Origin of the sequence: Lichenibacterium minor (assembly GCF_004137685.1) — a bacterium.
Classification (GTDB): Bacteria; Pseudomonadota; Alphaproteobacteria; order Rhizobiales; family Beijerinckiaceae; genus Lichenihabitans; species Lichenihabitans minor.
In genome coordinates this window covers 23,910-34,804 of the sequence record NZ_QYBB01000040.1, presented here as the reverse complement: position 1 = coordinate 34,804, position 10,895 = coordinate 23,910, and the positions used below count along the sequence as shown (strand labels likewise).

The window sequence follows — 10,895 nt, the reverse complement described above, 5'->3', positions numbered from 1 at the left end:
CCACATCGCAGCCTGAGACCCGTCAGGAGCCGCGGTGAGCACCAGACCAAACTCCACCACCTTGACGGACGTGATCGTCGTCGAGTCTCGTTCCCCACCTCGATCATCCTGCGGATGAGCGCAGTCAACGCATCCATGCCGAAGGGCGTGGTCAGCACCGTCAAGTTTGATGCCGACCGTCCCTGCCTGAGGTTCGGACGATTCGACCGTGGCAGCCCGTATCTTCAAGCCCCATCGCTACTCCCGCCCTTTCTACGGAGCCATCGCAGTTCGGCGCCTCTGGTGCCTTCGTGATCTGTGCATCGTCCTGCGGGCCGTGGACGACATGGCACGCCGGCAGCACCAGGCGAATGCCGTTCTGGTTCAGACCGGGTCTACCGTGCCCCGATAGGTGATCTTGGAGGATCGGCCCTGGTGAAGGACTGCACGGTCAGGCTGATGCAGGACACCCCGGAGACGGAGAGCGTGCGCTTCCTACCTGATGAAGGGAGCAGACCGGGCGTGAGATGCCGGAGTCGCTGATGGTCTCAGAACGGGTCAAAGTGAGCTTGCCTACCCTTTCCGACTCCGTTCGAATGTCGGCAGATCAGCACTGGCGAGCAACGTGACCAGGGCCTCTTCACCGTCGGCCCGCGCCGAGGCCGCATCGGAGAACGTCTCGGAACCGCGTTGAAGCTCCATTCCGCCAAACCGACGAAGCTCCCAGGTGAAACCACGATTGCCTTTCCTGACGATGAACAGCTCCGGGACGCCGAAATCATCCGGACCCTCTCGCTTTGCCCTGCGAGCTTCGGCGGCAGCAAGCCGTGCGGCCTCAGTGAACTGGCGACTCGACTTCGGAGGCGACGACATTGACTCCCCTACGATCTGCCACTGACTGCGGCGTCACCATACAGATGCCGCGTCATAGGTCACTCCGATCAGTTGCCTTCGTGGCAGAGGGTCGCGGAGCGACCGTTAAGCCCTCGCACGGAACATCGGACCTTGCGTGCGGCCGTCAAGGTGGGTGGATGTTGGAGAGGCTGGGCAGAACGAAAGAGGCCGCCCAGCCTCGCGGCGAGCGGCCCAAGTCTAGGGAGGAAACGCCCACGAGGGGCGGCGCCCGAAGGCGCGTAGGCTCAAGCTCGAGATATCGAAGGTGGTTCCAAGTTTTCGCTGGTCGGCCCGAATGATTCTGGCGTGTTTGCATATTGACGAATGTGTAAAATAACGTGAATATAACATGATTGACAAACTCATGCTGGGCTACGAAACCGACGATCAGGAAAATATGCCCGACCGTATGATAATTTTCTTTTCTCAAGGACCTCTTAATATTTGATGCAACGCAAAATCGCATGTCATGCAACATGAACAGGTGTTCATCGTGGAGCCTCAGTGACATGCCTCTCTGCAAGCCCAATCGACGTCACTTCACGGAAGCTGCCCGAGTAGCCGCCATAGAGGCGAGAAGGCGCAAAAGGGAGGAGACGCTTCCGCGGGAAGCGCCAGACGTTTTCGTGGTTCGGCTCCCAGGCGCGGCCCTGCAGTTCGGTTGGGAAATCCGTCGCTTCGGCGCCATCGTGCTCGACAGGAGCCATGCGGAATTTTCGACCTCGAAAGCCGCCTACGCGGCCGGACGCAAGGCCTTGACGGCTCAGGACATCAGGCCATGACGCCCGACGCACCTCCGAAGGGTGGAGCGATGCCACTACAAGCGCAGTCGCTGACGGCCGCTCGCATCCTCACACGGCAGGAGAGGCACGACCGGCTTCTCCGTCTCTGCGAGGCCGTGCTCTGGCAGTTGGCCCGACGGAGGATGCATTGAAGCGATGGTTCGGCTCGGCATCCCCGCAGCAGCGGCTCATGCAGCACCTGTTCCGAACGCTCGACGGTGCCCCGGAGGCTGTCTGCCTCGCCTACGCGGACGCCGAACGCGAAGGCAAGATCGTGCGCCCGTGCGGCGCGGAGTTCATGACGTCCAACACCCATGCCCACCTCCTCCTCGAGAAAGGCAAGCTCCGGGAGTGGCTCAGCCGATGAGAACCGCGGCGCGCCGTCTCATGATCTTCAACGTGCGCCCGATCAGGGACGGTTCGCCCGGTGAGCGATGGCACTGGACGATCTATGAAGATCCCCAGGGCCGGTTCGTCCGCGACGGGCAGATCACCGGCGACCGCGACAAGGCGGAGCGCGCCGCAAGGGCCGCCATCGCGATCATGGGTGGTCGGTTCAACGACGACGAGGAGGTTGATTGACGATCGCTGCTCGGTGAACGCTTTTCAAGCTGGCCGGCACACGTTCCGACAGGGCCAGCGTCGGAACGCTCCGCTCGACGCATCGACGCGCGAAACGCCGATGTCAGCGTGACCGTGGTTCGACCGTGATCCTCTCTTTGGCCATGACCCGCTCCGTGGCCGACCAGACCGAAGACGCGGCCGACGATGCGGAGGACTCGGGGGCCCGCTCCAAGCCGGACTCGGTCCGCTGCTGCCACGTCACCGCGAGGCGCCCCGCATCGTGCAACAGCGCCCCGTGCTTCCTCGACCTGCCTGCGGGCCACGACGTCTCTGACACAGCCGGTACCCGCATCGAGAAGCGACGAGACGGATGTCGCTTTCGATGTCGCACAAGCCAGCACGGAGACGAGCCTGTCGTTCCAAGGGCGAGCCTGAGCTCGCCCCCGTTCACTACGTGACCTGGCCCATGAATCGCGGCTCACTGGCCCGCGAAGGCAGCTTTCAGGTCCTTGGCCGCCACATCCTCGGCCGTCTTGGCCTTGTCGACCACGAGGCCCATGCCGAAGAACTCGTGCGTCACGCCCTTGTAGTCTTGAGCGTCGACCGTCACGCCGGCCTGTTTCAGTTTGACGGCCAGCGCCTGGCCTTCCGAGTTCAGCGGGTCGATCTCGTCGGTGACGACCGTGGCCGGTGCGAGGCCGTGGAGGTCCGCCTTGCCGACGATGTCGAGCCGCGGGTCCTGCATGTCGGCAGGGGAGTTGGTGAGGTTCTTGTAGAACCACTCCATCATGGGCTTGTCGAGCGGCTTGGCCGCGGCGTGCTCCTTGTAGGATGGCGAGTCGAGGTTCGTGCCCGCCATCGGGTAGACGATCACCTCACGCATCGGCTTCGTCAAGTTCTGGTCCCGCGCCGCGATCGCGACGTTGACGGCGAGGTTGCCGCCCGCGCTCTCCCCCAGAAGGGCGATTTTCGTGGGGTCGCCGCCGATGCTGGCCGCGTTCTGCGTCACCCACTTGTAGGCCGCCACCGCATCGTCATGCGCAGCGGGGAACTTGTGCTCGGGCGCCTTGCTATATTCCACCGACACGAACACCGCATTGACGGCTTTGGACAGCGTGCGCGGGGTAGCGTCGTAGGTCGCGTTGTCGGCGATGACGAAACCGCCGCCGTGATAATAGACGACGACCGGGAGCGGGCCTGTGGCCGTGGCCGGCGTGTAGACGGTCGCGACGATCTTGCCCTTGCCGCCATCGACCAAAATGTTCTTGGTCATGACACCCGTGTCGGGCAGCGTGCTATGGTCCTCATCGCGCAGCACCTTCATGGCCGCGTCCGCCGCGCTCGGCTGCTGGCGCGCCTCGGCGGCCGTCAGCTTGGGCAGCGGTTTCGGGTCGAGTGCCTTCAGCGCCGCCAGCACCTTGGCCATGTCGGCGTCTGGCTTCTCGGGCTTGGAGCCGATGTCGGCCTCGATCTTGGCGGCGCCTTTGTCGCCCGAGGCGGCGTCGGTCGCAGCCGGTGTGGCCGTCTGGGCGATGGCGGGGCCGGACAGCAGCGCGCTGACGAGCAGTGTCGTCCACCGGAAGGTGCGAAGCGTCATGATCGGGCTCTTTTCATTCTGAGTCGAAGATCGGGTCGGAACGGTGCGGCTCACATCGCCTCGATCATCTCGAGGTGCTCCTTGACCACAGGCAGCGTCTTGTCGGCCCAGCCCTTCAGCGAGACGTCCTTGCCGTTCACTTTGTAGTCCGACACCAGCGCGACGGTTTCGGTGTGGGCTGCGATCTGATCGGCCATGTAAATCTTGTCGAAATCCGTGCCGTGGAAGGTCTTCAAGTTGTCCAGCATCGCCTGATGAGCGTTGTCGAGCATGGGCTCGGTCTTGAGCTTGTCCTTGCCGGCGGCCTCCTCAAGGCTTTTTTCCGCCGTCGTGTGGTCGGAGATCATCTTCTTGGCGAAGGCCTTGATGCGCGGGTCGGTGGCGCGGTCGAGAGCGAGCTTCGACTCCTCGATCTCGAAGGTATTCCCGACGGAAGCGTGCATGACGAAGTCGGCGTTGGAAAGCGGCGGGCTCTGCGCCCATGCCCCCGACGTCACCAACGCGAGCGCGGCGGCTCCTGCGAGCTTGATCATATCATCTTCCCGGTTCCTGGGACCCGTCGAACCCGAAGCGCCCACGGCGAGTTCCGAAGCTTTCGGGGAAGACACCCTCACGCCTTCGGAAAGCGCGGGCTCTCCCTCGCCGCCGCGATGGGACCGGATGCGCCTGTGATCTTCGAGCGCCGTCGGCCAAACAAAGTCCGCTCGGCCTGTAAGCACCATCGCAGACTGAAACGCTCCGCTCGCGCCGCCGGCGCGCTTGGAGCCGGACGCAAGCGCGTGACCACGATGGCACGGCCGCATCGGAGTTTATGACACCCTGCGCGCGTAACTCGTCCCAGAATGCGGACGTGATCTTGGCACGCAGGGCGGCCTGATCCGCCAGAATATGAAACGGCTTGGCCGTGCCAACGACGAGCACCGACACGTCGGCGGGCGCGAGATTGATCCGAAGCATGATCAAGACGTGAGGCGCCTGAACCGTCGGACTCGATGGGCTCCTGCATTCAGCTCGCGTGCTGATCTCCCGACAGCAGGAGTTGCGGAATCTGCCGGAAGTCCCAGCCCTGACCGGATCGGTCCAGCACCCAGACGAGGTCGTAACGATCCTTGGGCCATTCGGACGGGACCGCGGGAGCATGGGGCAGCGCCGCGACGATGGCGGGGATGCGGGAGTGCTCCCAAGCGATCAGCACCGTGCCGGTCCTCTCCAGCACGTCGGCGACCAGTGCCTCGACGTTTGGCTTCAGAAAGCGGTCGTCGTACATGGAATCGTTATGCTCTCGCATGAGGTCGACCAGCGGCCCGACCGTCTGCTGGGGTCTCCGGGTCTCACTTTCCGGGCCGATGGCCGAAGCGTAGACGACATCCGGGCGCAGGGCGACATCTGCGTCGGGACCGAACAGGCGCACCAGGGCGCCCGCACGCTGCCAACCCCGCACGGTCAGGCTGTGCTCGTCGCTTCGCCCCTCGACGGTGACGCCCGGCTCGGCGTGCTTTTCCGCATGCCGGATGATCATGATGCGCGAAGGGCCTATCACAGCGGCTCCATGGTGGTTCGAGGCGGACGCTCCATCATCGATCATCGCGCGAGATCGCGCATGAAGTTCGCGGAACGGCTCAGGAATGAAGGGCCCTTGAGGTCCAGGACGAGCAGGTAGTCCTTCGCCGCCACGAAGAAACGATCCATGTCCTTACCGCCGAAGCAGCAGTTGGCGGGCGTGGCCGGGGTCGGGAAAAAGCCGAGCTTGGTGCGGTCGGGCGCGTAGATCTGGATGCCGTCGCCCGACGTCGTCCAGACCCAACCGCGCGCGTCCACCGCGAAGCCGTCAGGATAGCCGTGATCAGTGCGCAGGAAGAAGCGCCGGTTCGACAACGTGCCGTCCTCCGCCACGTCGAAGGCTACGATCTCGTGCGTGTCCTTCTCGTGGCCGCCGATGATCTCGCCGAGCGACCGCGCCGTATCGGACACATAGAGGGTGCGGCCGTCCGGCGAGAAAAACAGCCCGTTCGGCTGCTCGAAGTCGGCCATGCGCCGCAAATCCTTAGTGGCGGGATCGAAGCGATAGACGCTGCGGTGGTCGAGTTGCGGCTCGACGATGGAGCCCTGGTTCGGCATCAGGATGCCGAAGGTGGGGTCGGTGAACCAGATCGCCCCGTCGGCCGCCACGGTGACGTCGTTGGGGGAGTTCAGGCGCTTGCCCTCGAAATGGGTGACGATGGGCGTGGCCCCGCCCTGAACGTCGGAGCGGCTGATGCAGCGGCGGCCGTGCTCGCAGTGGACCAGCACGCCGTCCGCGCCGAGGGCGTTGCCGTTCATGAACTCGGTGTTGTCGATCACGACCTCAACGTGTCCGTCGGGATACCAGCCGAGGAGGCGGCGGTTCGGCACGTCGGACCACACGAGCCTGCCGTTCGGCGTGTCCCAGATCGTCCCCTCGCCGTGCAGGGTGAACTGGTACAGGATGACGGGCTCCGCATCGGCCGACAGCACCTCTTCCAGGCGAGAGTCGTGGATCTCGATGCCGGTGAACTTCTCGATCGTCTTCGGTCCGCCGGCCTGCCGTAGCAGCCGGCCCGGGAGCAGCGACGTGTCCTGTGTCATGAGTCGGTTCCTTCGACGGTGATGTCATAGGGCTGGACCAAGTGGTGCTTCCGTCTCCACCTGCCGCGCATTACCAGGCAGTAGGCGTCGGTCCGTAAGAGGCGGACGACCTCGTGCGGGTCGGGTGTGAGGACCCGGTTGCCGGGCCGGTCGAGCGCGGTCTTGGGGCGAGGCGCCAGGGTGTACTGGCCATCGGGGTTCACGTACGGCTCCATGCGTTCCTCGCGCCCGCTGAACGGTCCCTTGGAGTGGACCCGGATGGCGTAGATACGTGGGACCACGTCCCGATCCTCGGTGTTGAGACGATATCGATGCAGCCGCATGGTCGGCGGACGCTTGGCGGGAAGCGCCCCTCACGAAGCCGGGTTCCATGGCGACCCGCCTCCACGTTCCCTCGACGGCTGCGGCCCCGGCGTCGACCGGCGCGGGCGTCGAAGTGATGACGGGGAACTCGACGGGATCGCCGGCCCAGCGATGACACCCGCTCCGATTTGTGAACCCTTCGACGTCGGCAGGAGATTGTCAGGCCGCGTGGACCGCCTCCGTACGGCCGTCGTCGCCGGGAGCGTATGCCTTTCGCCCCTCCCAGCCGAGCGCCGATGATGAACGACCACAGAACCACCGAGGACCAAGCCGACCTGCACTTCGTGCCCTACCCGTCGATCGAGCATCTGGCCGTCATCGGCGACAGCCGGACCGCCGCAATGGTGGCGGCCGACGGCATGGTCTGAGCGAGGCGTAACCGGTGCCGTGATCGTCGAAGGCGATCTTTATGCCCAGATCGCGCAGGCGGCCGTGGAATGAGGGGATGCGGGCATAGAGCTAAATGGCGATAACGTCGTGGTGCGGGTGAGCCGATATGCTGCCGCCAGTGCGATCGCGCTGCCTTCTTGAACGGGTCGGCGACGCGTCCCATGCGGTCCACATGGTGCATTTCCCGTTGGTCCGATTACAAGTCCATTGAAACCCATCATATGGTGGATTTTTAAGGATCAACCCATGCTAGCAATCAATGTGGCGCCTTGTCGCCCGGGGGGGGGGGGGCAACCATGGGTAATGTGCTGACGCGCAAGCTGGAATAATTTCCTCTCTTGCCTGATGCCGACCGACGTCTCCTCGATGAGATCATCCTTCCAATCCGCGACGTAACGGCTCGAAGAGATCTAATCCGTGAAGGGCAGTCTTCGGATAACGTGCGCCTGATCATCCAAGGTCTCGCGTGTCGTTACAAAAACCTCCCCAATGGCAGACGGCAGATCGTGGCCTATCTGATACCGGGGGACTTTTGCGACCTGCACGTCCATGTGCTTAAAGCCATGGACCACAGCATCGCGACAGTGTCGGCCTGCAAGGTCGTCGACATCCCACGGTATCGCATAGCCGAGATGACGGAGCGTCCAGCACTCGCCCGAGCGTTATGGTGGGCCACCCTCGTCGACGAAGGGACGATGCGGGAATGGCTCCTCAACGTGGGCCAGCGTCCCGCAGTCGAGCGCATCGCACATCTCTTCTGCGAGTTCCACGTCAAGCTGCAGGCCGCCGGCGTGGTGACCAACGGCACTTTCAGTTTGGCTCTGAACCAGGAGGACATCGCCGACACCACGGGCTTGTCGATGGTCCACGTCAACCGCTGCCTGCAGCAGCTTCGCGAACTGGGGCTGCTCAAAATGAGGTACAAGATTGTCGAAATCGGCGACACGGTGGCTTTGATGCGGTTCTGCGGTTTCAACTCGAACTATTTACACCTCGACGCCCTCGAGTCTGTTGCCTGAGTGGGGGTGGAGTCAGCCACGTCGACGTCACCCGCTCCCTGGTTCGTGGCGGTCGGCGCATCGGGACCGGTCGGTCTCGACGACATCGGCGATCTCCTGCGCGAGCTGTCCCCTTCGCTGAATGCGGTCGTGCTGATTGTGCTCCACCGCCCGTGGGGTAAGGTGAGCCACCTTGGTAGCGTCTTGTCACGTTCATCCCGCATGCCTGTCATTGTCGCATCCAACGGCGAGCGCTTCAAAACCGGGCATGCCTATGTCGGTGAGCCCGCCGAGCACCTGACCATCGCGGCGAAGAGCTTCGGCAGCCTGGTCAAAGATCCCGATCGCCGGTATCGCAACCGCACAGTCGACCTCCTGCTCATGTCTCTGGCCGAACACGCGGGCACCCGCAGCATCGGCGTGATTTTGTCCGGCTTCCTGGATGACGGTGCACGCGGGCTCGCCGCCATCCATCATGCGGGCGGCCTGACGATGGTGCTGAAGCCGAGCGGATCGCCTATCCCTGGCATGCAGGAGAACGCCATTTCCTACGACGGCCCTGTTGACCTCGTCGGCAGCTCCTTCGAAATCGTTCGGGCCATCATTGCCGCAGTCGCGACTGCCTAAACGTGGAGGCGTTCCTGATCATATCCTTCACGATTTCCCTGGTTTACTTCAACGGAGACTGATCCGGGCGGTTCTCCCAAGCCCCTCCCCTGCTGACCCTGGAGGGTTCCTGCTGGTAGTAATGGCGTGGTCGGGGGTGGGAAGAGGTGTCGTGATCGTCACGGAGTGGAACGAATTGCTCACTCAAGCCATGCATGGAGCGCGGGCGGACTTGCGGTTCGTGTGCGTCCGTCGGTCGTCGTCGTGGGTGCCGTGAGGACGCAGGACTGTCACCGAAAAGGGATGCTGTTCGCCTGGTTCGTAGCGGCGGTGTTCGTTATAGCCTGGGTCTTGCTAGTCGTCATCGTGCTGACCGGGTTGATGCGGCATTCATAGCTGAGGCCTTCTCACCCTCGTTTACGAACGGCTGCTTTCGGGGTGTTTCGCTTCAGCCATGACCGTCTACGATGGGTCGACATCGGCCGGACAGCGGAAGTGGGTGGGGAGTGGTCCGGCTGCTTTCAATCTGAATCGGGCGAAAGGAGACGTTGCCACCGGCGTTCTCAAGCGGCTTCGGTCGCAAAAGCCCTCGCAAAATGATTTCCTTTTGCGACAGACATTCGCGACGCCGGCTTGCCTCGACGGGGACGAGCCCGCCGGTCCGCGGCACAAAGTCAGGAGTTGTGCGGCCTTGTCGAGTGCTTTCATTGCCGGCATGAGGGTTGCCCTCCATGCTGTCAGCAACGGAGAGACGGTGGCGATCGAGCGCTGACGATCGTGGGAACGTGCCGCTTTCATCGCGCTTCGCCAAGCCGATAACGGTGACTCGGCATACGCGTCTGATGTCCTCTAGGGTGAGGCTTTCCGGTCGCTCCATGCCTCTCATGGCGAGGAGCTGCATTTCAAACCAGAATGCCTTTTGATTGCTCTCGCCATTAACGATGAAAGGCTGTGGTCCAGTGGGCTCCATATCGAGCTTCTCCGTTATCTGAGCCGAGACTCTTGTCCCAGAACCGAAGACCACGCAATCGTGTAGGAGTTGCAAAAACGAGTGATATCGCGCGACTGCTGGTATATTTCGGGAGGTATCTCGTTGTTCGCGTGACGGAGTTGAGGTTGCGCCGATGGAACCCACCTGCGCGCGCACGGTTAACTATCCGTTAAAATCATTCTTGCGTAAAATCTTAACGAATGTTTACCTCGCTTGGTCAACTCCATGGCGAGACCGACCCCATGACGCAGGTTCAGGCGATGCATCGTCCTGTCAGACCCTTGGTTGCCATCAAGGATGTCTCGGTAGGGAGGAGCAATCCAAAGAAACCCAAGAACGCTGGCGCACAGGGTGGCACGACCACCATCGCTGCAACGGCGGACTCGGTCCTCAAGGCTTTCAACACCTGGGCCTACAAGCGCGAACAGCCGAGCTGCGCCGATCGCCTTCGCGACGTCGTGATCCGTGCAGTGACGAAGGACGTTCCGATCCCCTTCGTACTTTACTGGGGCAAAGGCCCTCGCTCGGAAGTTGCGGCTCCCGATCTCGCCTGCCTGGATTATCTGGCTGGCATGGCGACCCGCATCCGAGCGGCTTACGAAAGTGGCGCCTCCATACGCCTGATCCTCACTGATACCCACGCCCGATTGAACGGTCATGCCCCCGCATCCGTGAACGCCTACTTTGCCGCTGTCGCCGACGCCGCTGCGGCCCGTGGTTTCAGCACTGTGCGGCTAAGCACCCTCGTCGCCGGGGCGGCCGACCGCATTGAGTCGGAGGCGGAGGTGGCGCCATGCGGCGCTGTCCTGGACAGCCTCGTCGCGTGTGCAGCCAAGTGGTACCGAGGTGAAAATTCTACCGAGGGTGGTGCTCTAGAATACTATCGCATGAACATGCTCGAAAGACGCGCCGTGGAGCTCGCTTACCCACAGGCGGTGTTTGCGACCTTCAACAGTGCCGAATTCCGGGAACTCTTCCCCATATCGATGCCAATATTTTACATGTATTCATTGAAGCGGGGTGTGGGGGTCAAGCCGTGGTTCATGCCGGCCGATAATGTCGTTCCCACCTCGACGCTCGTTTCTCTTTCGAGCGCTCTCGTGGCCGAGGTTTAGTAGCTGCGCGGA

At 62.9% G+C, this 10,895-nt stretch carries 12 protein-coding genes; 6 read left to right on the top strand and 6 right to left on the bottom strand.

What is annotated here, in order from left to right:
- Window positions 1-1,803: 1,803 nt before the first annotated feature.
- Window positions 1,804-2,022: a hypothetical protein gene (locus tag D3273_RS22275; RefSeq protein WP_129229098.1), complete on the top strand. Its 219-nt coding sequence runs from the start codon at window positions 1,804-1,806 to the stop codon at window positions 2,020-2,022.
- 20 nt (window positions 2,023-2,042) lie between these two features.
- The gene (locus D3273_RS22270) at window positions 2,043-2,237 is read left to right on the top strand and encodes a hypothetical protein (RefSeq protein WP_129229097.1); all 195 of its coding nucleotides are present in this window, start codon (window positions 2,043-2,045) and stop codon (window positions 2,235-2,237) included.
- A 460-nt stretch (window positions 2,238-2,697) separates the two neighbouring features.
- On the opposite strand, the gene D3273_RS22265 is transcribed toward D3273_RS22270, so the two are convergent.
- The 5 genes from D3273_RS22265 to D3273_RS22245 form a co-directional block, all read right to left on the bottom strand.
- Window positions 2,698-3,816: an alpha/beta hydrolase gene (locus D3273_RS22265; protein WP_129229096.1), complete on the bottom strand. Its 1,119-nt coding sequence runs from the start codon at window positions 3,814-3,816 to the stop codon at window positions 2,698-2,700.
- 50 nt (window positions 3,817-3,866) lie between these two features.
- A complete protein-coding gene (locus D3273_RS28405; RefSeq protein WP_165359613.1) occupies window positions 3,867-4,349 on the bottom strand; it encodes a DUF4142 domain-containing protein in 483 nt (160 codons plus the stop codon).
- 473 nt (window positions 4,350-4,822) lie between these two features.
- Window positions 4,823-5,401: a histidine phosphatase family protein gene (locus D3273_RS22255; RefSeq protein ID WP_207210871.1), complete on the bottom strand. Its 579-nt coding sequence runs from the start codon at window positions 5,399-5,401 to the stop codon at window positions 4,823-4,825.
- A complete protein-coding gene (locus D3273_RS22250; protein WP_129229094.1) occupies window positions 5,398-6,420 on the bottom strand; it encodes an SMP-30/gluconolactonase/LRE family protein in 1,023 nt (340 codons plus the stop codon). Before D3273_RS22250 ends, D3273_RS22255 begins: the two co-directional genes overlap by 4 nt.
- Window positions 6,417-6,701 carry a hypothetical protein gene (locus D3273_RS22245; RefSeq protein WP_129229093.1) on the bottom strand — a complete coding sequence of 95 codons (285 nt, stop codon included), beginning with the start codon at window positions 6,699-6,701 and terminating at the stop codon, window positions 6,417-6,419. The genes D3273_RS22250 and D3273_RS22245 overlap by 4 nt, the downstream gene beginning before the upstream one ends.
- Before the next feature lie 321 nt (window positions 6,702-7,022).
- Here D3273_RS22245 and D3273_RS29720 point away from each other — a divergent pair, with 321 nt between their 5' ends.
- From D3273_RS29720 to D3273_RS22235, 3 genes are all read left to right on the top strand, one after another.
- A complete protein-coding gene (locus D3273_RS29720) occupies window positions 7,023-7,151 on the top strand; it encodes a hypothetical protein (protein ID WP_281011373.1) in 129 nt (42 codons plus the stop codon).
- Between the two features lie 360 nt (window positions 7,152-7,511).
- Window positions 7,512-8,192: a Crp/Fnr family transcriptional regulator gene (locus D3273_RS22240; protein ID WP_129229092.1), complete on the top strand. Its 681-nt coding sequence runs from the start codon at window positions 7,512-7,514 to the stop codon at window positions 8,190-8,192.
- Between the two features lie 6 nt (window positions 8,193-8,198).
- On the top strand, window positions 8,199-8,798 hold the full coding sequence (locus D3273_RS22235; protein ID WP_129229091.1) for a chemotaxis protein CheB: 600 nt from the start codon (window positions 8,199-8,201) through the stop codon (window positions 8,796-8,798).
- A gap of 427 nt (window positions 8,799-9,225) precedes the next feature.
- Here the strand turns inward: D3273_RS22235 and D3273_RS22230 are convergent, their stop codons facing one another.
- Window positions 9,226-9,747 carry a hypothetical protein gene (locus D3273_RS22230; protein WP_129229090.1) on the bottom strand — a complete coding sequence of 174 codons (522 nt, stop codon included), beginning with the start codon at window positions 9,745-9,747 and terminating at the stop codon, window positions 9,226-9,228.
- 263 nt (window positions 9,748-10,010) lie between these two features.
- On the opposite strand from D3273_RS22230, the gene D3273_RS22225 reads away from it, so the two are divergent.
- Window positions 10,011-10,883, top strand: a complete 873-nt coding sequence (locus D3273_RS22225) for a hypothetical protein (RefSeq protein WP_129229089.1) — start codon at window positions 10,011-10,013, stop codon at window positions 10,881-10,883.
- Window positions 10,884-10,895 lie beyond the last annotated feature (12 nt).

What these genes read in the sequence shown, in the direction of transcription:
- D3273_RS22225 (WP_129229089.1), top strand. Translation starts at nt 10,011, where the DNA reads ATGACGCAGGTTCAGGCGATGCATCGTCCTGTCAGACCCTTGGTTGCC.
- D3273_RS22255 (WP_207210871.1), bottom strand. Translation starts at nt 5,401, where the DNA reads ATGATCGATGATGGAGCGTCCGCCTCGAACCACCATGGAGCCGCTGTG.
- D3273_RS22265 (WP_129229096.1), bottom strand. Translation starts at nt 3,816, where the DNA reads ATGACGCTTCGCACCTTCCGGTGGACGACACTGCTCGTCAGCGCGCTG.
- D3273_RS22230 (WP_129229090.1), bottom strand. Translation starts at nt 9,747, where the DNA reads ATGGAGCCCACTGGACCACAGCCTTTCATCGTTAATGGCGAGAGCAAT.
- D3273_RS22250 (WP_129229094.1), bottom strand. Translation starts at nt 6,420, where the DNA reads ATGACACAGGACACGTCGCTGCTCCCGGGCCGGCTGCTACGGCAGGCC.
- D3273_RS28405 (WP_165359613.1), bottom strand. Translation starts at nt 4,349, where the DNA reads ATGATCAAGCTCGCAGGAGCCGCCGCGCTCGCGTTGGTGACGTCGGGG.
- D3273_RS22270 (WP_129229097.1), top strand. Translation starts at nt 2,043, where the DNA reads ATGATCTTCAACGTGCGCCCGATCAGGGACGGTTCGCCCGGTGAGCGA.
- D3273_RS29720 (WP_281011373.1), top strand. Translation starts at nt 7,023, where the DNA reads ATGAACGACCACAGAACCACCGAGGACCAAGCCGACCTGCACTTCGTG.